This window comes from Micromonospora parva, from assembly GCF_000718515.1.
Taxonomy (GTDB): domain Bacteria; phylum Actinomycetota; class Actinomycetes; order Mycobacteriales; family Micromonosporaceae; genus Micromonospora; species Micromonospora parva.
In genome coordinates, this window is record NZ_JNZS01000018.1 from 47,167 (window position 1) to 68,833 (window position 21,667).

The 21,667-nt window shown below is 72.1% G+C and carries 23 protein-coding genes; 16 read left to right on the top strand and 7 right to left on the bottom strand.

Annotated features, from left to right (window positions below):
• Nucleotides 1-8: 8 nt before the first annotated feature.
• On the bottom strand, nucleotides 9-413 hold the full coding sequence (locus IF22_RS0123400; protein ID WP_030335442.1) for a hypothetical protein: 405 nt from the start codon (nucleotides 411-413) through the stop codon (nucleotides 9-11).
• Between the two features lie 305 nt (nucleotides 414-718).
• On the opposite strand from IF22_RS0123400, the gene IF22_RS0123405 reads away from it, so the two are divergent.
• Genes IF22_RS0123405 through IF22_RS0123430 form a run of 6 tightly spaced genes read left to right on the top strand, consistent with a single transcriptional unit; the run spans nucleotide 719 to nucleotide 5,275 of the window.
• Nucleotides 719-1,021 carry an urease subunit gamma gene (locus IF22_RS0123405; protein ID WP_030335444.1) on the top strand — a complete coding sequence of 101 codons (303 nt, stop codon included), beginning with the start codon at nucleotides 719-721 and terminating at the stop codon, nucleotides 1,019-1,021.
• Nucleotides 1,018-1,353, top strand: coding sequence for an urease subunit beta (locus IF22_RS0123410; RefSeq protein WP_030335446.1), 336 nt, complete (start codon nucleotides 1,018-1,020; stop codon nucleotides 1,351-1,353). Before IF22_RS0123405 ends, IF22_RS0123410 begins: the two co-directional genes overlap by 4 nt.
• Entirely contained in the window at nucleotides 1,350-3,053 is a 1,704-nt protein-coding gene (locus IF22_RS0123415; RefSeq protein ID WP_030335448.1) for an urease subunit alpha, read from the top strand. The genes IF22_RS0123410 and IF22_RS0123415 overlap by 4 nt, the downstream gene beginning before the upstream one ends.
• The gene (locus tag IF22_RS0123420; protein ID WP_030335450.1) at nucleotides 3,053-3,787 is read left to right on the top strand and encodes an urease accessory protein UreF; all 735 of its coding nucleotides are present in this window, start codon (nucleotides 3,053-3,055) and stop codon (nucleotides 3,785-3,787) included. The genes IF22_RS0123415 and IF22_RS0123420 overlap by 1 nt, the downstream gene beginning before the upstream one ends.
• Nucleotides 3,777-4,559 carry an urease accessory protein UreG gene (gene ureG / locus IF22_RS0123425; RefSeq protein WP_245233715.1) on the top strand — a complete coding sequence of 261 codons (783 nt, stop codon included), beginning with the start codon at nucleotides 3,777-3,779 and terminating at the stop codon, nucleotides 4,557-4,559. Before IF22_RS0123420 ends, ureG begins: the two co-directional genes overlap by 11 nt.
• Entirely contained in the window at nucleotides 4,559-5,275 is a 717-nt protein-coding gene (locus tag IF22_RS0123430) for an urease accessory protein UreD (protein WP_036412142.1), read from the top strand. Before ureG ends, IF22_RS0123430 begins: the two co-directional genes overlap by 1 nt.
• Before the next feature lie 181 nt (nucleotides 5,276-5,456).
• Here the strand turns inward: IF22_RS0123430 and IF22_RS0123435 are convergent, their stop codons facing one another.
• Nucleotides 5,457-5,921 carry a MarR family winged helix-turn-helix transcriptional regulator gene (locus tag IF22_RS0123435; RefSeq protein WP_030335457.1) on the bottom strand — a complete coding sequence of 155 codons (465 nt, stop codon included), beginning with the start codon at nucleotides 5,919-5,921 and terminating at the stop codon, nucleotides 5,457-5,459.
• Between the two features lie 96 nt (nucleotides 5,922-6,017).
• Here IF22_RS0123435 and IF22_RS0123440 point away from each other — a divergent pair, with 96 nt between their 5' ends.
• The 6 genes from IF22_RS0123440 to IF22_RS0123465 all read left to right on the top strand — a co-directional run bounded on the left by IF22_RS0123440 (nucleotide 6,018) and on the right by IF22_RS0123465 (nucleotide 12,434).
• Nucleotides 6,018-7,100 (top strand): substrate-binding domain-containing protein, encoded by a 1,083-nt coding sequence (locus tag IF22_RS0123440; RefSeq protein WP_030335459.1) that lies wholly within the window; start codon nucleotides 6,018-6,020, stop codon nucleotides 7,098-7,100.
• A gap of 420 nt (nucleotides 7,101-7,520) precedes the next feature.
• Complete coding sequence (urtA, locus tag IF22_RS0123445) at nucleotides 7,521-8,765, top strand: urea ABC transporter substrate-binding protein (RefSeq protein ID WP_030335461.1); 1,245 nt, start codon at nucleotides 7,521-7,523, stop codon at nucleotides 8,763-8,765.
• A gap of 75 nt (nucleotides 8,766-8,840) precedes the next feature.
• Complete coding sequence (gene urtB / locus IF22_RS0123450) at nucleotides 8,841-9,728, top strand: urea ABC transporter permease subunit UrtB (protein WP_030335462.1); 888 nt, start codon at nucleotides 8,841-8,843, stop codon at nucleotides 9,726-9,728.
• The gene (gene urtC, locus IF22_RS0123455; protein ID WP_030335464.1) at nucleotides 9,725-10,912 is read left to right on the top strand and encodes an urea ABC transporter permease subunit UrtC; all 1,188 of its coding nucleotides are present in this window, start codon (nucleotides 9,725-9,727) and stop codon (nucleotides 10,910-10,912) included. Before urtB ends, urtC begins: the two co-directional genes overlap by 4 nt.
• Nucleotides 10,909-11,742 (top strand): urea ABC transporter ATP-binding protein UrtD, encoded by an 834-nt coding sequence (gene urtD, locus IF22_RS0123460; protein WP_245233716.1) that lies wholly within the window; start codon nucleotides 10,909-10,911, stop codon nucleotides 11,740-11,742. The genes urtC and urtD overlap by 4 nt, the downstream gene beginning before the upstream one ends.
• On the top strand, nucleotides 11,742-12,434 hold the full coding sequence (locus tag IF22_RS0123465; RefSeq protein ID WP_030335467.1) for an ATP-binding cassette domain-containing protein: 693 nt from the start codon (nucleotides 11,742-11,744) through the stop codon (nucleotides 12,432-12,434). The genes urtD and IF22_RS0123465 overlap by 1 nt, the downstream gene beginning before the upstream one ends.
• A gap of 15 nt (nucleotides 12,435-12,449) precedes the next feature.
• Here IF22_RS0123465 and IF22_RS0123470 read toward each other — a convergent pair whose 3' ends face one another.
• Together IF22_RS0123470 and IF22_RS0123475 are read right to left on the bottom strand one after the other, a co-directional pair.
• On the bottom strand, nucleotides 12,450-13,325 hold the full coding sequence (locus tag IF22_RS0123470) for an alpha/beta fold hydrolase (RefSeq protein WP_030335469.1): 876 nt from the start codon (nucleotides 13,323-13,325) through the stop codon (nucleotides 12,450-12,452).
• A gap of 76 nt (nucleotides 13,326-13,401) precedes the next feature.
• The gene (locus IF22_RS0123475; protein WP_030335470.1) at nucleotides 13,402-14,436 is read right to left on the bottom strand and encodes a LacI family DNA-binding transcriptional regulator; all 1,035 of its coding nucleotides are present in this window, start codon (nucleotides 14,434-14,436) and stop codon (nucleotides 13,402-13,404) included.
• Between the two features lie 133 nt (nucleotides 14,437-14,569).
• Here IF22_RS0123475 and IF22_RS0123480 point away from each other — a divergent pair, with 133 nt between their 5' ends.
• A complete protein-coding gene (locus IF22_RS0123480; protein ID WP_030335472.1) occupies nucleotides 14,570-15,517 on the top strand; it encodes a LamG-like jellyroll fold domain-containing protein in 948 nt (315 codons plus the stop codon).
• Between the two features lie 37 nt (nucleotides 15,518-15,554).
• The gene (locus IF22_RS0123485) at nucleotides 15,555-17,678 is read left to right on the top strand and encodes a PQQ-dependent sugar dehydrogenase (RefSeq protein ID WP_030335474.1); all 2,124 of its coding nucleotides are present in this window, start codon (nucleotides 15,555-15,557) and stop codon (nucleotides 17,676-17,678) included.
• On the opposite strand, the gene IF22_RS0123490 is transcribed toward IF22_RS0123485, so the two are convergent.
• From IF22_RS0123490 to trpB, 3 genes are read right to left on the bottom strand one after another with little or no spacing between them, the layout of a single operon-like run.
• On the bottom strand, nucleotides 17,675-18,406 hold the full coding sequence (locus tag IF22_RS0123490) for a GntR family transcriptional regulator (protein ID WP_030335477.1): 732 nt from the start codon (nucleotides 18,404-18,406) through the stop codon (nucleotides 17,675-17,677). The genes IF22_RS0123485 and IF22_RS0123490 overlap by 4 nt on opposite strands.
• A gap of 57 nt (nucleotides 18,407-18,463) precedes the next feature.
• Nucleotides 18,464-19,186, bottom strand: a complete 723-nt coding sequence (trpA, locus tag IF22_RS0123495; RefSeq protein ID WP_030335479.1) for a tryptophan synthase subunit alpha — start codon at nucleotides 19,184-19,186, stop codon at nucleotides 18,464-18,466.
• A complete protein-coding gene (gene trpB / locus IF22_RS0123500; protein ID WP_374224318.1) occupies nucleotides 19,183-20,355 on the bottom strand; it encodes a tryptophan synthase subunit beta in 1,173 nt (390 codons plus the stop codon). Before trpB ends, trpA begins: the two co-directional genes overlap by 4 nt.
• A 113-nt stretch (nucleotides 20,356-20,468) precedes the next feature.
• On the opposite strand from trpB, the gene IF22_RS0123505 reads away from it, so the two are divergent.
• Both IF22_RS0123505 and IF22_RS0123510 read left to right on the top strand, forming a co-directional pair.
• Nucleotides 20,469-20,939: a hypothetical protein gene (locus IF22_RS0123505; protein WP_030335483.1), complete on the top strand. Its 471-nt coding sequence runs from the start codon at nucleotides 20,469-20,471 to the stop codon at nucleotides 20,937-20,939.
• A 190-nt stretch (nucleotides 20,940-21,129) separates the two neighbouring features.
• Nucleotides 21,130-21,666 (top strand): SUKH-4 family immunity protein, encoded by a 537-nt coding sequence (locus IF22_RS0123510; RefSeq protein ID WP_030335485.1) that lies wholly within the window; start codon nucleotides 21,130-21,132, stop codon nucleotides 21,664-21,666.
• Nucleotide 21,667 lies beyond the last annotated feature (1 nt).

The window sequence follows — 21,667 nt, forward strand, 5'->3', positions numbered from 1 at the left end:
CGCCGCGGCTAGGCGGGTCGGCGGGCCATCCGTCGGCCGATCCGCCGCCCGGCGAGGCTCACCAGCGTGCTGCCGACCGCCATCCCGACCAGCACCAGAATTCCGCCTACCACCCACAGCCCGCTGTCGTCGGTCCCGGCGGCCCGCCACGACCAGACCGCTGTGAACGCCACGGTCATCACCGGCGCCACCAGCCACGGGCTGAGCCGCGTCCCGGCGAGCCCGGCCAGCAGGACGAGCGTCAACACACAGCCGATCACCTGCCACGGCTCGTACGGGCCGCTGCTCGCGCCGGTCTGCGCGTCGACCGTGTACCGGGTGTCCCAGCCCAACCACAGGACCCACGCCCCGATCGTGGCCGCCGCCAGGAACAGAACACCGAGCAGTGCCCGCGTACCCCTCGTCGCCGTCATCCGGCGATCATGCCCTGCCGACCGCTTCACGGGAATACGCGTCGGCGTCCGGTGTGATCCGGTGGGCTGTTGCCTCGGTCGGTGGCGATCCTCTACGGTCGGCTCAGCGGTGGGCGGTGCGGTCCGCAACCGACCCGACACCGCCGGTTGCCCGTCGTGCGGGCCGGGATGGTGGAGTCCCGGGTCGCCCCGGCGGCGGTGCCCCGGCGGTCGTGTGACTCCCAGCTCGTCCCCGGGTCCGCCCGGGGTGGCTCCGCGTGGAGCCGACGGCGAGCCGGGGCACGCCGACCCACCGGGAGAGCCCCGTGTTCCTCAGCCCGCACGAGCAGGACCGCCTGCTCGTCCACGTCGCAGCCGATGTCGCCCGCGCCCGCCGCGAACGCGGCCTGCGCCTCAACTATCCCGAAGCCGTCGCGGTGATCACCGCGTTCCTCCTCGAAGGGGCCCGCGACGGGCGGTCGGTGGTCGACCTGATGTCGGCCGGCCGGGCGGTGCTCGGCCGCGACGACGTCCAGGACGGCATCCCCGAGTTGCTGAGGGAGGTGCAGGTGGAAGCGACGTTCCCGGACGGCACCAAGTTGGTGACGGTGCACCACCCGATCCCGTGATCCCCGGGGAGATCCTGCCGGCGACCGACCCGGTCGAGATCAACGTGGGTCGCCCGGTGACCACACTGCTCGTGGTCAACACCGCCGACCGCCCGGTGCAGGTCGGCTCGCACTACCACTTCGCCGAGGCCAACCCGGCGCTGTCGTTCGACAGGGGCGCGGCGTGGGGGCAGCGCCTCGCCGTGCCGGCCGGCACCTCGGTCCGGTTCGAACCGGGCATCAGCCGCAGCGTCGACCTCGTCCCGCTGGGAGGCGCGCGCGTCGTGCCCGGCCTGCGGGGCGAGTGCGCCGGACCGCTCGACACCCCGACGGCCGACGGGTCGCCGCGGTGAGCGCCGTGCGGCGGGAGCGTTACATCGACCTGTACGGGCCGACGACCGGTGACCGGATCCGGCTGGCCGACACGAACCTGCTGATCGAGGTGGAGACCGACCACTGCGTGGGCGGCGACGAGGCGGTGTTCGGCGGCGGGAAGGTGATCCGCGAGTCGATGGGGCAGTCCCGGGCCACCCGGGCCGAGGGGGCCCTGGACACCGTCATCACCGGCGCTGTGGTGCTCGACCACTGGGGCGTGGTCAAGGCCGACGTGGGGCTGCGCGACGGGCGCATCGTGGCGCTCGGTCGGGCCGGCAACCCGGACACCATGCCCGGCGTGCACCCCGACCTGGTCATCGGCCCGTCGACCGAGGTGATCGCGGGCAACGGGCGGATCCTCACCGCCGGCGCTGTCGACACCCACGTGCACTTCATCTGCCCGCAGATCGTCACCGAGGCGCTGGCCAGCGGCGTCACCACGCTGGTCGGCGGCGGTACCGGGCCGGCCGAGGGGACCCGCGCGACAACTGTCACCCCGAACGCCTGGCATCTGGCCCGGATGCACGAGGCGCTGGACACGATGCCGGTCAACGTGCTGCTGCTCGGCAAAGGCAACACCGTCTCCGACGAGGCGCTGTGGGAACAGTTGCGGGCCGGTGCGGGTGGTTTCAAGCTGCACGAGGACTGGGGCACCACACCTGCGGCGATCGACGCGTGCCTGCGGGTGGCGGACGCGTCCGGGGTGCAGGTGTCGATCCACACCGACACGCTCAACGAGGCCGGGTTCGTCGCCGACACCCTGCGGGCGATCGGTGGACGGGCGATCCACTCGTACCACACCGAGGGCGCCGGTGGCGGGCACGCGCCGGACATCATCACCGTGGCCAGCGAACCGAACGTGTTGCCGTCGTCGACCAACCCGACCCGGCCGTACACCGCGAACACCCTGGCCGAGCACCTGGACATGTTGATGGTCTGCCACCATCTCAACCCGTCCGTGCCGGAGGACCTGGCCTTCGCCGAGAGCCGGATCCGACCATCCACGATGGCCGCCGAGGACCTGCTGCACGACCTCGGCGCGATCTCGATCATCGGTTCCGACGCGCAGGCGATGGGCCGGGTCGGCGAGGTGATCACCCGGACCTGGCAGAGCGCCCACGTGATGAAGGACCGGGTCGGCGCGCTGCCGGGTGACGGGGCCGCCGACAATCACCGGGCCCGACGGTACGTGGCGAAGTACACCATCTGCGCGGCGATGGCCAACGGGCTGGAACGGGAGATCGGCTCGGTCGAGCCGGGCAAGCTCGCCGACCTGGTGCTCTGGGATCCGGCGTTCTTCGGCGTCCGACCGCACCTGGTGCTCAAGGGCGGCATGATCGCGTACGCCCAGATGGGTGACGCGAACGCCTCGATCCCGACACCCCAGCCGATGCTGCCCCGGCCGATGTTCGGGGCGTACGGCGCGGCGGCGGCCGCTACCAGCCTGGCCTTCGTGGCTCCGGCGGCAGTGGACGCCGGGCTCCGCCTGGACGTACGCCGCCGGGTGGTGCCGGTGAGCGACGTGCGGTCGCGGGGCAAGGCCGACCTGCCGGAGAACAACGCGATGCCGCGCATCGAGGTGGACCCGGACACCTTCACCGTGCGGATCGACGGGCAGGTGGTGGAGCCGGACCCGGTGACCCGGCTGCCGATGGCCCAGCGGTACTTCCTGTTCTGATGGCGACGCCGAGCCTGCTGTTGCTGTTGGCCGACGGGCGGTTCCCGGCGGGGGCGCACGCGCACTCCGGTGGTCTGGAGGCGGCCGTCGCCGCCGGCCGGGTCACCGACCTGGTCACGTTGGAGGCGTTCCTGGCCGGACGGTTGGCCACCGCCGGTCTGGTCGGCGCCGCGTTCGCGGCCGCCGCGCACCGGACGGCGGTGCCCGAGACCGTCGGCTCGGCGCACCCAACCCGCTCGGGTGTCCTGACTGGACCCGCCGTCAGGTCGCAGGCGCTGGCCCGGCTCGACGCGGAGCTGGACGCGCGTACCGCAGCACCGGCGCTGCGGGCGGTCTCGCGCCGACAGGGCCGGGCTCTGCTGCGGGCCGGCCGGGCCATCTGGCCGGACGCCCCGTTCGCGGATCTGCCCGCGACGCCCGGTGGCGCACACCAACCGCTGGTGCTGGGTCTGCTCTGCGCCGCGGCCGGGCTGTCCCGCGTCGAGACCGCCACGATCGCCGCGTACGGGACGGTCACCGGGGCGGCCAGTGCCGGCGTACGTCTGCTCGGCCTCGACCCGTACCGGGTCCAGGCCCTGCTGGTCGGTCTGGCCGACGCCTGCGACGGCACCGCTGCCGACGCGGCACGGGCCGCCGACGGCCCACCGGAGCGGCTGCCGGCCGCCGCCGCTCCACTCGCCGACATCCATGCCGAAATCCATGCCACCTGGGAGGTGCGTCTCTTTGCGTCCTGACACCGTTGTGCCGAACGCTGTGCCCGCCGTCGACCCGACCACGCCGCCGGCCGCCCCACCCCACGACGAGACCGTTCCGCACACCCACCCGGAGCCGGGGGTGGACCCCCACCCGCCGTTGGCGCGCGCCGGCCGTGCCCTGCGGGTCGGCATCGGCGGCCCGGTCGGTTCCGGCAAGACGGCCCTGGTGGCCGCCCTCTGCCGGGCCTTCGCCGACGAGTTGCGGCTCGGCGTGGTGACAAACGACATCTACACGACCGAGGACGCCGATTTCCTCCGGCGGGCCGGGGTGCTGGACCCCGCCCGGATCCGGGCGGTGGAGACCGGCTGCTGCCCGCACACGGCGATCCGCGACGACATCGGCGCCAACCTGGACGCCGTCGACGAACTGGCCGAGACGGTCGGCCCGTTGGACCTGGTCCTCGTGGAGAGCGGTGGGGACAACCTGACCGCGACCTTCAGTCGAGGGCTCGTCGACCGGCAGATCTTCGTGGTCGACGTGGCGGGCGGGGACAAGGTGCCCCGCAAGGGTGGGCCGGGGGTCACCGCCGCCGACCTCCTCGTGATCAACAAGACCGACCTGGCACCGCTGGTGGGTGCCGACCTCGCGGTCATGGACCGTGACGCGCGAGCCCGGCGCGGCGACCTCCCGACCCTCTTCCTGTCCATCGTGGGAGATCCCACGGCGTCAGCGGTCGCGGAGTGGATCCGGCACGAGCTGGCCCACCACGCCGACCTGCACCCGCTCACCGCGCCGGTCGGCCCGGCCTGATGCGAGCACTCGCCCGGCTCGTCGCCCGGGCCGACGATCGGGGCGGCACAGCAGTGGTCGAGCTGCGCGGCGAAACGCCGTTGCTGCTGCGCCAGACCCCGACCGACGGTGGTGTCGCCACTGTGCACCTCGTCGGCGGGGCGGCCGGACCGCTCGCGGGCGACGATCTGCGCCTGGAGATCGAGGTGGGCCCGGGAGCGGCGGTCCGGGTGCACAGCGTCGCCGCGTCCATCGCCCTGCCGGGCCGCTCGGGTGCCGTGTCCCGGATGGCGGTGCGGGCGGTGGTACACGCCGGTGCCACGCTGCACTGGCTTCCGGAACAGCTGGTCGCGGCGGCCGGCTGCGCGCATCTCGCCGAGTCCCGAGTCGAGCTGGCAGCCGGTGCGAGCCTGCGCTGGCGCGACGAGCTGATCTGCGGCCGGTACGGCGAGACGCCCGGCGGCGCCGTGGTGCACACCCACGTGGACTACGCGGGTCGACCACTGCTGCGCCAGTCCCTCGCGGTGGGACCGCACGCGCCGGGCTGGGCCGGCCCGGCGGTGCTCGGCGGCGCCCCGGCCACCGGGTCGCTGCTGGTGGTCGACCCGTCGCGACCCGTCGACCCGCCGACGGTCGAGAGCGGTGTCGCCCGGCTGCCGTTGGCCGGCGGACCGGCGACGCTCTGGACCGCCACCGCCCCCGACGCGCACACCCTGCGCGCCCAGCTCACTGGCTAGGAAGCCCTGTCGGTCCTCCTGGCGCCCCGGCCGTTTCGGAAGCGGACACTGCGGAGAGCGTGATGTCTGTGAGTCATCGTGATGACTCACAGACATCACGCTCGCGGCGGGGTGGCGTTCGCGTCGGGAGCAGGGCGAGACGGGCGGCTCGCCCAGGGTTGGTCGGTGCGCCGGCCAGAGGTCAGCGGTGGCGGCCGGACGCGTGAACGTGCTCCCGCTGTGGAGCCGGGGCGAGACGGCCGATCAGGTCGTCGAGCTGGCTCGCCAGGTCGGCGGCGTGCGGCACTCCCAACTCGGCGAGGCTCGCGCGGACCCGCTCGTCCAGGCGGGCGTGCTCGCGGCGGCCTCGATCGCTCAGGTACGCCCGGATCCGACGGCGGTCGACCGGATCGATCCGGCGGAAGACGAGATTGCGGTCGACGAGCTGGTCGACCAGCTTGGTGAGGGTGCCCGGCGGCAGCGACGCCTCGGCGGACACCTCGCTCATCGGGTGACCCTGGCCGTCGGAGAGCAGGCAGAGCACCCGCCAGGCCTCGATGCTCAGCCCGTCGTCGGCCAGCACAGCGCCCAACCGGCGGGAGAGCAGCCGTTCGGCGCGGGTGAGCGAGCGCAGCAGGTCGGCTGGCGCCCCGGGCACGTCTGACATGAAACTCCCTGGTCCGGTGGCAGTGTCATGGTAGCGAGTCGTCCCGGCCAGTGGTGAGCGCTGGTCTTCCGTCGGGGGCCGGGCAATCATGTGCTCATGTCCGCGCCGGCACCGCCGTGGCTGACCGTCGACCGTGCCGTGGTCAGCATCGCGCTGGTCTACCCGATGCGCGGGCCGGCCGGCATGTTCGGCCCCACCTGCGAGCTCTGCGCGCAACTCGCGGTGGAGGAGATCAACCGGTGTGGTGGCGTGCTGGGCCGGGAGGTGCGGCTGGTGCCGGTCGACGGTGGCGCACCGCCGGCCGAGGTGGCTGCCGAGGTCGAGGCGTTGGTGTCGGTGGGGGCCGTGCAGGGGGTGACCGGGTGGCACATCTCCTCGGTGCGCCAGGCGTTGGCGCCCCGCGTGGCGCACCGGGTGCCGTACGTCTACACCGCACTCTACGAGGGCGGTGAGCGTACCGAAGGGGTCTTCCTGACCAGCGAGACACCGGATGCCCAACTGTGGCCCGCGATGCGGCTGCTCGCCGGGGAGCAGGGGGTGCGTCGCTGGTTCGTGGTGGGCAACGACTACGTCTGGCCGCGTCGTACCTCGCGGGCGGCCCAGCGGTACGCGCTGCGCGGCGGAGGGCAGGTGGTGGGCCGGCACTTCCTGCCGTTGGACGCGCACGACTTCACCGAGGTGTTGCGCCGCATCGAGCACAGTGACGCGGACGCGGTGTTGATGCTGCTGGTCGGTGCCGACGCGGTGCGGTTCAACCGCGCGTTCGCCCGATCCGGCCTGGATCAGCGCTGCCTGCGGCTGAGCACCCTGATGGACGAGAACATGCTGCTGGCCAGCGGTGCCGGCGCGACCCGGAGGTTGTACAGCACGGCCGGCTTCTTCGCCGGGCTGGTGACCCCGGAGAACCTCGACTTCCACGGCGAGTTCGCCAGGCGTTTCGGGGTGGAGGCGCCACCGCTGGGCAGCCTGGGGGAGTCCTGTTACGAGGGTGTCATGCTGCTCGCCGCGCTGATCGGTCAGGCCCGCACCCTCGACGTGCGGGCCATCGAGACGGCCGCCGACACGGTCGCCTACCACGGGCCGCGTGGACGGCTGCGGCTGCGTCAGCGGCATGTGCGTCAGCGCATCTACCTGGCCGAGGCGGACGGGTTGGACTTCACAGTGCTCGCCCAACTCTGAACCGGGCGTCGGGAGTCGGCCCAGCGGGCCTTGACAGCGCCACCCGATCCCGCCCTAAGATGCTTCCTGCGTGAAGGATCTGGCCGGGCGGTCAGCTGTCACCATTGTGCGCCCACCGTCGGCGGATTCTTCCGTCCACCATTGTGGTGGCACTTATCTCGCGTCTTTCCCAACGGCCGACACCGTTTCCTCCCCACGGTGTCGGCCGTTTTTCGTGCGCGCCTGACGGGCCCCTCGGAAACAGTCAATTAAGGACCGGGAAACACCCGCGCAATCATGCCGGTCGACGCTTTCCCTGCCCATATCCGATCCGGTGCCCCGCACGGCGTCCACCCGTCGACCTCGGCATCGCCCACGTCAGCTCCATCGGACCGCACCGACCGTCCTTAACGTCACCTGAGTGCACCGCAGGGAGAGTAGATGTCATTATTCCGGGGCCGCCGCATCCTGGCGGGTGCCATGACAGTGGTCGCCGCGGCCGCGATGACCGCGTGCGGCAGCAAGACCACCGACGAGGGCGGCGCCACCGGCGTCAGCGCCGACGTCTCCGGCGACACCGTCAAGGTGGGCCTGCTCAACTCGCTCTCCGGCACCATGGCGATCAGCGAGGTCACCGTTCGCGACGCCATCATGCTCGCCGTCGAGGAGATCAACGCGGCCGGCGGTGTCCTCGGCAAGAAGATCCAGCCGGTCGGTGAGGACGGCGCCTCCGACTGGCCCACCTTCGCCGAGAAGGCCGAGAAGCTCATCTCCGAGGACCGGGTGGCCGCCGTCTTCGGCTGTTGGACCTCGGCCAGCCGCAAGGCGGTCAAACCGGTCTTCGAGAAGAACAAGGCGTTGCTGTTCTACCCCGTGCAGTATGAGGGTCTGGAGCAGTCGCCCTACATCTTCTACACCGGAGCGACGACCAATCAGCAGATCGTTCCGGGGCTCGACTACCTCAAGGCGCAGGGCGCGAAGTCGGTCTATCTGGTCGGCAGCGACTACGTGTTTCCCCGTACCGCGAACAAAATCATCAAGGCGTACGCGACCGCGAACGGGATGGCCGTGCTGGGCGAGGATTACGCGCCGCTGGGCTCCACCGAGTTCGGCACCATCGTCAACAAGGTCAAATCGTCCGGCGCGGACGCGGTGTTCAACACGCTCAACGGTGACAGCAATGTGGCCTTCTTCAAGGAATACAAGTCCGCGGGGCTGACCGCCGCCGCCATGCCGGTGGTGTCGGTGTCGATCGCCGAGGAAGAGGTCAAGAGCATCGGCACCCAGTACCTGGAGGGCCAACTGACGGCCTGGAACTACTACCAGACCACCCCGGGCGCGGCGAACTCGAAGTTCGTGGCCGCGTACAAGGCGAAGTACGGCGCGGACAAACCGACCAGTGACCCGATGGAGGCCGCGTACGTCGGGGTCCACCTGTGGAAGGCGATGGTCGAGAAGGCCGGCGCCTTCGACGTGGAGAAGGTCCGCTCCGCCTCGGACGGCATCACCTTCGACGCGCCGGAGGGTCTGGTCACCGTCGACGGCAAGACGCAGCACATCGCCAAGACCGCCCGGATCGGCAAGATCGGCGCGGACGGTCTGATTACCGAGGTGTGGAACTCCGGCAAGCCGGTCGCGCCGGATCCGTACCTCAAGACCTACCCGTGGGCGAGCGGCCTGAGCTGACGACGCCGGCCCGGGCGGGCCGCGCGGCGACGCGCCCCGCCCGGGTCACCCGACCAGCAGTACGGAGTACCCACCGTGACAGTCCTCTTCGGTCAACTCTTCACCGGCATCAGCATCGGCGCGGTGCTGCTGCTCATCGCGCTCGGCCTCGCGCTGACCTTCGGCCAGATGAACGTGATCAACATGGCGCACGGTGAGTTCATCATGGCCGGCGCGTACACCACCTACGTCCTGCAGCAGAGCATCACCGGCGCCGGCCTGTCGCTGGTGGTCGCGCTGCCGGTGGCGTTCGTGGTCGCCGGCGCCATGGGTGTCCTGCTGGAGGTGCTGCTCATCCGCCGGCTCTACGCCCGACCGCTGGACACCCTGCTGGTCACCTGGGGGGTGTCACTGATGCTGCAGCAGCTGGCCCGCGACGTCTTCGGCAGCCCGAACGTGCAGACCCGCGCGCCCGAACTGCTCACCGGCAACGTGGCGCTGCCCGGCGGGCTGACCATCGCCAACAACCGGCTGTTCATCCTGGCCCTGGCGTTGGCCGCCGTCGCGGCGCTCACACTGGCGCTGCGACTCACCCCGCTCGGGCGTCGGATCCGCGCGGTGGTGCAGAACCGCGACCTCGCCGCCGTGTCCGGCATCGCCACCTCCCGGGTCGACCGGACCACCTTCTTCCTCGGCTCCGGCCTGGCCGGGGTGGCCGGGGTGGCGCTCACCCTGCTCGGCCCGATCGGCCCGACCATGGGCACCAACCTGATCATCGACGCCTTCCTGGTCGTCGTGGTCGGCGGGATCGGCCAGCTCAAGGGCAGTGTGATGGTCGCCTTCGCCCTCGGTGTGCTCCAGGCCACTGGGGAGTACCTGACCACCCTCAGCGTCGCCAAGGTGATCGTGTTCGTGGCGATCGTCGCGTTCCTCCAGTGGCGACCACAGGGCCTGTTCACGCTGCGGACCAGGAGCCTCGCATGACCGCCGTCACCCCCGCGCCGCCCAGCACCGCCGTCGCACCGGCCCCCGCCGGCGCCGCACCACCGAACCCGCCGGGACGGCGCTCGCGGCTGCGGACGGCGGCCGGGTTCGCCTTCGGCGCGGCGCTGCTCTTCGCCGTCGCCCCGCTGGTGCTGTCGGACTTCCGGCTGGCGCTGCTCGCCAAGTACCTCTGCGTCGCCATGGTCGCGGTCGGCATCGGGATCGCCTGGGGCCGGGGTGGGATGCTCACCCTGGGCCAGGGCGTCTTCTTCGGCCTGGGCGGCTACGCGATGGCCATGCACCTCAAGCTCGCCGACGCGGGCCCGGGTGGGATGCCCGACTTCATGCAGCTGTACGGGCAGCTCGACGAGCTGCCGCTGTGGTGGCGGCCGTTCGCCAGCCCGTGGTTCGCGCTGCCCGCCACGGTGCTGCTGCCGATGGCTGTCGCCTTCGGGCTCGGCTCACTGGTGTTCCGCCGCCGGGTGCGCGGCGCGTACTTCGCCATCCTCAGCCAGGCGCTCGCCGCCGCGATGGTGATCCTGCTGATCGGTCAGCAGGGCACCACCGGCGGCACCAACGGGCTCACCGACATCAAGGGCTTCTTCGGCTACGACCTGGACGACCCGGTCAACCAGCGGATGGTGTACTTCATCATCGCCGGGACGCTGCTGGCGTTGCTCGCGCTGACCCGGCAGCTCATCCACAGCCGCTACGGCGAGCTGCTGGTGGCGGTCCGCGACGGTGAGGAACGGGTCCGCTTCCTGGGCTACGACCCGGCGTCGGTCAAGCTGGTGGCGTACGTGGTCGCGGCCGGCATGGCCGGGCTGGCCGGTGCGCTGTTCGTGCCGGCGGTGGGCATCATCTCGCCGGCGCTGATCGGCATCGTCCCGTCGATCGAGTTCGTCATCGGCGTCGCTGTGGGTGGCCGGGCCACACTGCTCGGGCCGGTGCTCGGTGCGGTGGCGGTGGCCTGGGCGCGGACCGCCCTGTCCGAGCGGTTCCCGGGCACCTGGACGTACCTGCAGGGGTTGCTCTTCGTGGTGGTGGTGGCGTTCCTTCCCGGCGGCCTGGCGTCGCTGTGGGCGCTGGCTCGCCGCCGTGACGTCGGCGCGCGGCCGGTGCGGCGCGGGTGGTTGCCGGCGGCCCGACGACGCGCCGAACGGACGGAGGTGCCTGCGGCATGAGTGAACGCACCGAGCGCAGCGAGGGCCGTGAGCGCATGCCCGACCGGCACGGCACGAGCGGGGAACGGTTGGACGGGTTGTCCGTCCGCGACGTGCGGGTCAGCTTCGACGGTTTCACCGCCGTCGACGGGGTCAGCCTGGAGGTGCCCGCCGGGGACATCAGGTTCCTGATCGGGCCGAACGGGGCCGGCAAGACCACACTGGTCGACGCGATCACCGGCCTGGTCCGGGCCACCGGCTCGGTCCGCTTCGGTGCCGAGGAGCTGCTGGGTCGCCCGGTGCACCGGATCAGCCGGCTCGGCATCGGGCGGACGTTCCAGACCTCGACGGTCTTCGAGGAGCTGTCGGTGTTGCAGAACCTCGACATCGCCGCCGGGGCCCGGCGCAGCTGGGCGACGCTGGCCCGGCGTCGCCGTGGTGTCCCCGACGAGGTGGCCGCGGCGCTGGAGACCATCGGGCTGGCCGGGCGCGCCGGGCATCTCGCCGGGACCCTCGCGCACGGCCAGAAGCAGTGGCTGGAGATCGGCATGTTGCTGGTGCAGGACGCCCGGCTGTTGCTGCTGGACGAACCGGTCGCCGGCATGAGCCACGAGGAACGCGACGCCACCGGCGCCCTGTTGGAGACGGTGAGCCGGGACCGCACTGTCGTCGTGATCGAGCACGACATGGACTTCCTGCGCCGGTTCGCGCGCAGCGTCACGGTGCTGCACGCCGGGCGGGTGCTCAGCGAGGGCACCGTGGCGCAGGTCCAGGCGGACCCGCGCGTGCAGGAGGTCTACCTTGGCCACCCGGTCGACGCCGGGTCGGCCCGCACCGGCCGGGAGGCATGATGCTGACGCTGCGCGGGGTGCACGCCGGGTACGGGCGTTCTCGGGTGCTGCACGGGGTCGACCTGGCCGTCCCGCCCGACGGGGTGGCCGCGGTGCTCGGGCACAACGGCGCCGGCAAGAGCACACTGCTGCGGGTCGCGGCCGGCCTGCTGCGTCCGAGCGCCGGCACCGTCGAGTTGGACGGTGCGGACGTCACCCGCGCCGGGCCGCACGAGCGGGTGGCGCGGGGGATGGCGTCCGTCCCGCAGGGCCAGCAGTGCTTCCCGCACCTGACCGCCGCGGAGAACCTGCGGTTGGTCGCCGACGGCCGGCGCGACGGGGCGGTGGCCACGGCGGAGGTGCTGGATCTGTTCCCGGCGCTGCGCCCGCTGCTGCGGCGTCGGGCCGGGCTGCTCTCCGGCGGTCAGCGTCAGCAGTTGGCCATCGCCCGTGCCCTGATCACCCGGCCCCGGCTGTTGATGCTCGACGAGCCGACCGAGGGCATCCAGCCGTCGGTGGTCGCGGAGATCCAGGAGCGGATCGTCGAGTTGACCCGGCAGGCCGGGTTCAGTGTGCTCCTCGTCGAGCAGCACCTGGGTTTCGCGTTGCGGGTGGCGGACCGTTACCACGTGCTGGAGTCCGGCCGGGTCACCTCGCACGGCGACGGGGGTGTCACGGCGGAGCGGGAGGTCCGGGCCGCCCTGGCGGTCTGATCGGCGGGGCGTCTGTCACGGCTGGAGCCGGTTGAGGAAGTCGCGGACCAGCCGGACGACCTCGTCGAGGTGCGTCTCGAGCAGCCAGTGGCCGCCGTCGAGCAGGTGCAGGTCCGCGTCGGGCAGGTCCCGCAGGTAGGCGCGGGCCGCGCCTTCGGGCATGTAGCCGTCGTGCGGCCCCCACACGATCAGTGTGGGCGGCCGGTGGGTCCGCAGGTACTCCTGCTGGCGCGGGAACCAGGCGACGGTGCTGCCCTGGTCGGCGAGGAGTCGCAGCCAGGCGTCGCGCCGCCGCGGATCGGTGACCAGCGCGCCGGAGAGCCGCCACAGGTCCGGGCTCACCCGGTCGGTCAGCCGGTCCGGCAGTTCGCCCAGGAACTCGCCGCGAAAGCCGTCCTCGCTGATCGCCGTGGCCAACTCCGCTCGGCCCTCGTCGGTCGGGTCGCGCCAGAACCGCTTCAGCGGCTCGTACTTGGGCCCGTGCTGGTCGGGGTAGATGTCGCCGTTCTGGATGACCAGGCCGGCGACCCGCTGCGGGGCGGCCATCGCCAGGCGCAGCCCGAACTGGCTGCCGTAGTCCTGCAGGTAGATCACGTAGCGGGTCAGCCCCAGCGTGTCGACGAAGCGCTGGAGCAGGTGAGCGTGGGCGTCGAAGGTGTACGCGAACCGGTCGGGGTCGGGCAGCGCGCTGTAACCGAAGCCCGGGCAGTCGGGCGCGATGACGTGCCACCGGTCGGCCAGCGCGGGCAGCAGGTGGCGGAACTGGAACGATGACGACGGGTACCCGTGCGGCAGCAGCACGACCGGCGCGTCGACGGGACCGGCCTCGCGGTAGAAGATCGCGATGCCGTCGACGTCGACGGTCCGGTGGCGTACGGCGTTCTCGGCCATTGACTCTCCTGATCCGGTCACGGGGTGGACCCCTCGACCGTGCCAGACGTCCGGCCGTCGCGGTGCGGCATTGCGGTCAGCTCGTCGGTGCGGGCCCGGTCGAGTCGCGGACGACCAGCAGGTGCCCGGTGGGGCGGCGGCGGGGGCGGGTCGTGCGGGGCTTGAGCGCGAGGGTCAGTGCCGTGCGGCCCATCTCGGTCATCGGCAGCCGGATGGTGGTGAGGCTGGGTGCGAGGTCGGCGGCCACGGAGACGTCGTCGAAGCCGACCACTGACATCCGCGCGGGCACCGGCACCCGGCGGGACCGCAGTGTGGACAGCACGCCCATGGCCATCACGTCGTTGAGCGCGATGATCGCCGTCGTCTCCGGATGCTCGTTGAGGATCCGCTCGGCGGCGGCGCGCCCACCGTCGCGGGTGAAGGCGCTGTGCACGACGGCGAGGTCGACGGGGGACCGGCCGCGCTGGCGCACTGCCGCCGAGACCCCGGCCAGCCGGTCGGCGACGGTGGTGAGGCCGGCGCTGCCCGCGGCGACCGCGATCCGTCGGTGGCCGAGATCCATCAGGTGCTGGGCGAGGGCGTGGCCACCGGCCTCGTTGTCCGGCAGGACGGCGTCGACGCCGAGCGCGTGTCGGCCGATGGCCGCGGCCCGGCCGCCGTGGTCCTGGAACGCGGCCAGCTCGGCGCGGGCCGCGCTCTCCATCCGTGGGTCGTCGTAGCCGGAACCGCTGATCAGGACGATGCCGACCCGTTGGGCGATCAGGTGGCGCAGCTGGTGCAGCTCGTAGTCGGGGTCGCGGCCGGACTGGCAGATCTGCACCAGCAGCCCCTGCTCGGCGGCGAGCTGGATGACCCCGGCGGCGATCTCGGCGAAGTACGGGTCGTCGACCTGGTGGACGATCAGACCCACGGTGGAGGTGGCTCCTCCGGCCAGGGTGCGGGCGTACGGGTTGGCCACGTAGCCCAGCTCGCGGGCGATCTGGCGGATCCGGTCGGCCACCTCGGCGCTGACCCCCGCGCGGCCGGCGAGGGCCCGGGAGGCGGTCGCCAGCGAGACAGCTGCGTGTTCGGCGACGTCCACGAGGCGCGGCCGCCGGCTGGCCCTGGACATCCGCAACCCTCCGGAAACATTCATGTCACCCGATCTATTGCGAGTGGCATTGATCGAAGCCTAGGGTACGTAAGCGCTTACGTAAGCGCTTACGTGACCGGCATCCTCCCTGCCGCGAAACGAGGTGACAGCCATGTCCACTGCCCGACGAGCGGCCGTCTCCCTGCTGGCGATCGGCGTCCTGGCCGGTGTGGGCACGCCACCGGCACAGGCGGACCGGCACCCCTCGCCCGACGTCCACCCGGCGCTGCGCACGCATCTGGTCGCCGCGTACGACTTCGACCACCCGGTGCCCGGCGACCCGGCCCTGGAACGCGACCAGGGCCGTTCCGGCACCGAGATCGAGCTGGTCAACGGCGGCGCGGCGATGCGGGTGCCGGACCACGCCTACCGGGGCAGCCGCAACGCGGTGCAGACCCGCCAAGTCGACCCCACTGGTGCCGGCAACGACGACTGGAAGGCCGGCACCTGGTCGGCCAGCGGGGTGCGGACGCTGCGCGCCTTCAGCGCCACCGCCGGCACCACGGTGATGGGCTGGTTCAAGCTGAACATGGACAGCCCGCTGCCCAACTCCACTACCGCCGACCCGGACGACAGGTACAACGCCATCGGCCTGGCCGGGGTGTTGACCGGCGACTCCGACGGCCACGGCGTCCGCGCCCTGCTGGAGCTGATCGACGTCGACGGGCAGGTGCGCCTCGTCGCGCTCGGCCGGCGGCTCGACGGCGGCAACTCGCAGACCTTCGCCGCCACCCAGGACTGGCGCGAGCTGCTGCCGGTGGGGCAGTGGGTGCACCTGGCCGCCACCTTCGACTTCGACACCGGCGCGCTCGCCCTCTACCGCAACGGTGAACCGGTGGACGGCTTCTACACCCGCGCCGACGACCCGTGGCTGGTGTCCGGACCCGGCCCGCACCTGACCAGCGCGTCCGACCCCCGGGGCATCAAGATCGGCGGCAGCTTCCCGCAGGACACGGTGGAACGCAACCCGTGCGACTGCCGGATGGACGGCCTGATGTTCCTCGACAGTGTGGTCTCCGCGAACGACGTACGGAGGCAGTACCGCCACCTTGCCCGCTGACCACCCTCGGCACCGTCCCACCGAGAAGGAGACACGCGTGCGCACACTGCACCGCCGCGCCGGCGCCACCCGCCGGCTAACAGTGAGGGCCTGGCTCACCGCCCTCGTGCTGATCCTGTCCACACTGGTCGCCACGCCCGCGCGGGCCGCCGACGCGGTCTACGACCCGATCCCCGAGATGCCGACCCAGTCCCGACTCGGGCTGGTGCTCAGCGAGTACGCCAGCTTCCCGCAGTCGTACCCCACGCCGGCGCCGACCGACGCGCGGCTCATGCGTACCGCGCGGATCAACACCATCATGGAGGTGCCCGACGGCTCCGGCCGACGGGCGGTGCCCGACCTCAACGGCAGCCTCTACCTCGTCGAGAATGGGGTGCCGCACGTCTACCTGGACGTGGCCGCGACGTTCGCGCCGCCGTTCTTCTCCGGTCGTGGGCTCGGCCAGGGCTTCGGGTATGTCGCGTTCCACCCGGAGTTCGGGGTGAACGGCCGGTTCTACACCATCCACACCGAGTTGGCGTCGACGACGACCGCCGTACCGGACTACGCCCAGCCCAACACGCTCTTCCACGGCGTCATCACCGAGTGGACGGCGACCGACCCGGCCGCCGCCACCTTCGCCGGTACGCACCGCGAGGTGCTGCGCATCGGCTTCGGCGGCCAGGTGCACGGCATCCAGGAAATCAACTTCAACCCCACCGCCAAGCGCCACGACCGTGACTACGGCCTGCTGTACCTCGCCGTCGGCGACGGCGGGCAGGGCGCGCGCAACACCGACCCGCAGAACCTGGCGGTGCCGCACGGCAAGCTGCTGCGGATCGACCCGCGGGGCACCAACGCCGCGAACGGGCGCTACGGCATCCCACCGACGAACCCGTTCGTGGGGCGGGCGGGCGCGCTCGGCGAGCTCTACGCGGTGGGTTTCCGGGACCCGCACCGGTTCAGCTGGGACCGGGCGACCGGTCGGATGTACCTCGGGCACATCGGTGAACACGCCGTCGAGGCGATCTACGAGGTCCGTGCCGGGGACAACTTCGGCTGGAGCGAGCGGGAAGGCTCATTCGTCTTCGACAAGACGGCCACCAACCCCTGCGACCGGCTGCTCCCGCTGCCCGCCGACGACGCCAGCTACGGCTACACCTACCCGGTCGCCGCGTACGACCACGACCCCGCCGCCGGCTGGAACTGCACCGACGACGTCGGTGTCGCGGTGGCCGGTGGTTTCGTCTACCGGGGGCGGACGCTGCCCGCGCTGCGCGGCAAGTACGTCTTCGGTGACCTGGTCGACGGCCGGGTGTTCTACACCGAGGCCAACGAGATGCGCCGGGGCCGGGGTCTGGCCACCATCCACCAGCTCGCCCTCTTCGACCCGGCGGGCACCCCGGTCCGGATGCGCGACCTGTCCGCGCCGGGTGCGCCCGGCGACCCCAACCGGGTCGACCTGCGCTTCGGCACCGACGCCGCCGGTGAGCTCTACGTCGTCGCGAAGGCCAACGGGAAGGTCTGGAAGGTGACCGGCACCACCGGGTACGCCAGCGGCGACGTCGGGGACGTCACGCTGCGCCGCACCGCCGGGGCGGCCAACTGGGCGCCGGTGACGCCGGCGAAGTGGCGGTTCGCAGGCGACCAGGTCATCCTGGCCGAGGCCGGGGAGAGCCGGCCGGGTCCGCGCCGACCCTTCGAGTACGCCGTGCTGACCGCCGGACCGGCGTGGTCGTCGGTGCGGGTGGACGCTCAGGTACGGCTCGACACACCGGTGGAGGTCAGCAACCGGGACGTGATCATCGTCTTCGGCTGGCGCTCGGACACCGAGTTCTACTACGCCCACCTCTCCACCGACAACACGATCTATCCGCACAACGGCATCTTCAAGGTGGACAACGCCGACCGGGAACGCATCGACCACCAGTGGAACGGCCGGTCCCGGGGCGCGAACCCGGCGATCACCGATGCCCGGTGGCACCGGGTGCGGGTGGTGCACCTGCCGGCCACCGGCGAGATCGCCGTCTACGTCGACGGAGACCGGGACCCGCTGTTGACCGCGAAGGACACCACATTCGGCGCGGGGCGGGTCGGCTTCGGGTCGTTCGACAACGTGGGCCGAGTGCGCGACCTGACCGTCACCGGCACACCAGCCGGCACCGGGTCAATGGCGGGCTAGACCGCGCCGTAGTGCAGGGACAGCCCGGTGGCGGCCCGGTCGGCGGTGATCTGCATCATGCTGCCCACCATCGTCGCCCGGTCCGTCACCAGGGCCGTCCCGTCGGGCGCGTAGGTGATCCGGTCGCTGACCAGCACCGGTGCTCCCTCGGCCTCGTCCAGATACCGGGCCACGTCGGCGCTCAACACCTCCGGGCGGATCGTCTCCGTGGCCCGGGCCACCGGCACGCCGAGGTCGGCCAGGGCCGCGTACAGCGACGTGCCGGTGAAGTCCACGTCGTGCAACCGGCTCGCGTGCGGCTCGCGGACCCAGGAAATCTGGTGAATGGCGCGGCGGCCGGCGAACGCGCGGACCCGCTCGAGGCGCAGGCCCGTCTCGGCCTCGCGGACCCGCAGCCGGGCCGCGACGCGTGCGGGCAGCCGGCGCTGCGCGCGGGAGAGCACCGTCGTGTGGACCTCGTGGCCCTGCTCACGCAGGTCGTCGCCGAAGCTCCGCAAGGATCCCAGCTGGTACGCCGCGGGCGACGGCGCGACGTAGGTGCCCTTGCCGGGCCGCTGGACGATCAGCCCTTCGGCGCTCAGTTCGCGCAGGGCCTGCCGCAGTGTCATCACCGTGACGCCGTACGCCGCGCTCAGCTCGCGTTGCGCGGGCAGCGCGTCGCCCGGCCGGTAGTGGCCGTCGCGGATCTTGGCGGCGAGGTCGGCGGCGATGGCCCGATAGCGTGCCACTGGTCTGCCTCCCGATGCGTCGACTGTCCGCCCCCCGTCGTCGACGGCCACCGCCGATCATCGCACGGGGGCCACCGGCGACAGCGCGGCCCGCAGCGACGCCACGAAGGCCCCGACCTCGGCGGGGTTCGCGCCGTCGAGGATGCGCCGCATGACGGCCGCGCCGACGATGACGCCGTCGGCTGCCGCCGCCGCCTCGGCCGCCTGCTGCGGGGTCGAGATGCCGAAGCCCACCAGCACGGGCAGGTCGGTGACCTGCTTGAGTCGGGCGGCCAGCAGGACGGCCGAGGGCGCGAGCCGGTCACGTTCGCCGGTCGTGCCCATGACCGACACGGCGTACACGAAACCCTGACTGCGCCGGCCGATCTCGGCGAGCCGGTCGTCCGGCGTGGCAGGTGAGGCGAGCAGACTCACCTGGACGCCCGGCACGTCCAACCCGGCCAGCTCGTCGAGGGGCAGGTCGGGCACGATCAGCCCGCTCACCCCGGCCGCCGCGAGCGCGTCGCCGAACCCCGGCCGCAGCGCGATGTTGGCGTACGTGCTGGCGACCAGGGGGATGCCCACCCGCGTTCCGGCGAGGTCCGCCAGGACCGAGGCGGGCGTGGTGCCCCGGGCCAGCGCCGCGTCCGAGGCTTCCTGGATGGTGGGGCCGTCCACAGTGGGATCGGAGAACGGCAGCCCGACCTCGATCATGTCGGCCCCGGCGTGCGCGAAGGCGCTCAGGAAGGCCGTCCAACCGGGCACGATCCCGCCGGTGATGTAGGGCATCAACAGCTTCATCCGAGGTCCGCCTCCGCGATCAGGGTGGTCACGTCCTTGTCGCCGCGCCCCGAGAGGGTGACGAGCACTGTCGACCCGCTGGGCAGCTCCGGTGTGCCGGCGGCGCGAACGACCCAGGCGAGCGCGTGGGCCGACTCGATGGCGGGCAGCACGCCCTCGGCCCGCGCGAGCCGGACGGCGGCCGCGATCGCCTCCCCGTCGGAGGCGGTGACGTACCGGGCGCGCCCCAGATCGCGCAGGTACGCGTGCTCGGGGCCGACGCCCGGGTAGTCCAGCCCGGCCGCGATCGAGTGCGCCTCCCTGATCTGCCCGTGCTCGTCCTGCAGGAACAGCGACCGGAAGCCGTGCAGAACGCCGACCTCCCCGTTCGCCGCGCCGGAGCCGCCTTCGGCTTCGACCCCGACGAGCTTCGCCGACGTCTCGACGAACCCGGCGAACGTGCCGGCCGCGTTGCTGCCGCCGCCGACGCAGGCGACCACGTAGTCGGGGGTGGCAGCGGGCAGTTCGGCCGCGCACTGCTGTCGGGCCTCGTCACCGATGACGCGCTGGAATTCGCGGACCATCATCGGATAGGGGTGCGGACCGATGACCGAGCCCACGCAGTAGTACGCCTCGTCGGCGTCGGTCACCCAGTGGCGCATGGCCTCGCTGGTGGCGTCCTTGAGCGTGCGGCTGCCGGTGGTCACCGTAACGACCTCGGCGCCCAGCAGCCGCATCCGGAAGACGTTGTGCGCCTGGCGTTCCACGTCGCGTTCGCCCATGAACACCGTCACCGGTAGACCGAGCAGGGCACCGGCCGTCGCCGTCGCGACGCCGTGCATGCCCGCTCCGGTCTCGGCGATCAGACGGGTACGCCCCATGCGCCGGGCCAGCAGCGCCTGCCCGAGCACGTTGTTGATTTTGTGGGATCCGGTGTGCGTCAGGTCTTCCCGCTTGAGCAGCACCGTCACGCCAAGTTCGGCCGACAGTCGCACGGCCGGCGTCAGCGGCGTCGGTCGTCCCACGTGCGCCGACAGCAGCGCGGTGAGGCTGCCACGGAACCGGGGATCGGCCCACGCCTCGGAGAAGGCCTCGGCGACCGCCTCGCAGGCGGGGATCAGGGATTCCGGCACGTACCGCCCGCCATAGCTTCCGTACCGCCCGGGGGGAACCGTCGCGCGTACTGTTATAGAACTCATGCAACAGTTATAGAACAGTTTGCCGTGCCCTGGCAACAGCCGACCCGCCTCGTCATCCGTCGACCTGCGCCGCGGCACCCCGTGCGCTTCGTAGACTTCCTGTCATGCCGGAGATCGTCGAGTTGCTGGCCTCGCCCGTGCACCGCTTCCTGGGCCGGCCCGCCGACGGTCCGGCACCCGCCCCACCCGGCGAGCTGGTCGACGCCGTCCGGATCCGGGCCGGCCTCGGCATCGTCGGCGACCGCTACTTCGGTCAGCAGGCACACCGCGACGCCAGCGTCACCGTCATCGCCCGGGAATCGCTGCCGGACGGCATCGGCCTGGCCGAGGTGCGGCGCAACATCCTCACCACCGGGATCGCCGTCGACGAGCTGATCGGCAGAGTGCTGGTGCTGGACTCCGGCGACGGCCCGGTCAGCCTGCGGGTCAACCGGGCGGCCCGACCGTGCGCCTGGATGGACGTCACCGTCGGCCCGGGGGCGTGGAAGGCGCTGCGCACCACCGGCGGCATCCGCTGCACCCCCCTCAACGACGGCACCCTGCGCGTCGGCCCGATCGACGCCGTCGTGACCTGAGGAAAGGGCTCGACGGCAGCACACCGGGACCGGATCGTGGTCAGTTCCCGTTCCCGTTGGTTAGGCGGAATCGGCGAGGTGACGCCGCGACGAGCCGATGCGTGGTAGAACCAAACCGCGCATCGGCTCGTGGGTCTCCGGGCAGCCGGAGCCTTGCCGGACGAGGCCTCATCCGAACAGAGGTGGTGCGGTGAACGCCGAGCTGCGGCAGCTCATCGAGGAGCTGCGGGCCGACCTGGCCGATCTGCCGGAGAGCCTGGCGTACGCCGAGTTCGGCGAGGGGGCGGCCATCGACGCCGTGCCGGCGGGGCTCCCGGCCGACCTGCGGGATCTCCTGCTGGTGACCGACGGGATACGGGCGGGTCGGGTCGAGCTGGCGTCCACGTCGACCCTGCCCGGGATCCAGTACCACCTGGACTACGCGCCCGAATTCTCGGCCATTCCGCAGAACCGGGCCGGCTGGCTGGTGATCGGCACCCGCAGCGACGAACCGGTCTTCATGGACCGTGGCACCGGAGCGATCTGGTACTTCCCACCGACCGGCACCGAGTGGTTCATGTCCGACGCGTTCGAGGAGCTCGCCCCCGACGTGGAATCCTTCGTGGACTACTACCTGCTCGGGCCGGGTTACGCCGACCTGACCCCCGCCGACGACCGGTGGTTCGCGTTCCTCGACGAGCAGGGCCTGCTCGACGAGGACGACGAGGACGACGAGGACCCGAGCTGAG

What these genes read in the sequence shown, in the direction of transcription:
- IF22_RS0123430 (WP_036412142.1), top strand. Translation starts at nt 4,559, where the DNA reads ATGCGAGCACTCGCCCGGCTCGTCGCCCGGGCCGACGATCGGGGCGGC.
- urtD (WP_245233716.1), top strand. Translation starts at nt 10,909, where the DNA reads ATGAGTGAACGCACCGAGCGCAGCGAGGGCCGTGAGCGCATGCCCGAC.
- IF22_RS0123470 (WP_030335469.1), bottom strand. Translation starts at nt 13,325, where the DNA reads ATGGCCGAGAACGCCGTACGCCACCGGACCGTCGACGTCGACGGCATC.
- trpA (WP_030335479.1), bottom strand. Translation starts at nt 19,186, where the DNA reads ATGAAGCTGTTGATGCCCTACATCACCGGCGGGATCGTGCCCGGTTGG.
- IF22_RS0123480 (WP_030335472.1), top strand. Translation starts at nt 14,570, where the DNA reads ATGTCCACTGCCCGACGAGCGGCCGTCTCCCTGCTGGCGATCGGCGTC.
- urtA (WP_030335461.1), top strand. Translation starts at nt 7,521, where the DNA reads ATGTCATTATTCCGGGGCCGCCGCATCCTGGCGGGTGCCATGACAGTG.
- urtC (WP_030335464.1), top strand. Translation starts at nt 9,725, where the DNA reads ATGACCGCCGTCACCCCCGCGCCGCCCAGCACCGCCGTCGCACCGGCC.
- IF22_RS0123440 (WP_030335459.1), top strand. Translation starts at nt 6,018, where the DNA reads ATGTCCGCGCCGGCACCGCCGTGGCTGACCGTCGACCGTGCCGTGGTC.
- IF22_RS0123420 (WP_030335450.1), top strand. Translation starts at nt 3,053, where the DNA reads ATGGCGACGCCGAGCCTGCTGTTGCTGTTGGCCGACGGGCGGTTCCCG.
- IF22_RS0123400 (WP_030335442.1), bottom strand. Translation starts at nt 413, where the DNA reads ATGACGGCGACGAGGGGTACGCGGGCACTGCTCGGTGTTCTGTTCCTG.
- IF22_RS0123435 (WP_030335457.1), bottom strand. Translation starts at nt 5,921, where the DNA reads ATGTCAGACGTGCCCGGGGCGCCAGCCGACCTGCTGCGCTCGCTCACC.
- IF22_RS0123465 (WP_030335467.1), top strand. Translation starts at nt 11,742, where the DNA reads ATGCTGACGCTGCGCGGGGTGCACGCCGGGTACGGGCGTTCTCGGGTG.
- IF22_RS0123505 (WP_030335483.1), top strand. Translation starts at nt 20,469, where the DNA reads ATGCCGGAGATCGTCGAGTTGCTGGCCTCGCCCGTGCACCGCTTCCTG.
- IF22_RS0123475 (WP_030335470.1), bottom strand. Translation starts at nt 14,436, where the DNA reads ATGTCCAGGGCCAGCCGGCGGCCGCGCCTCGTGGACGTCGCCGAACAC.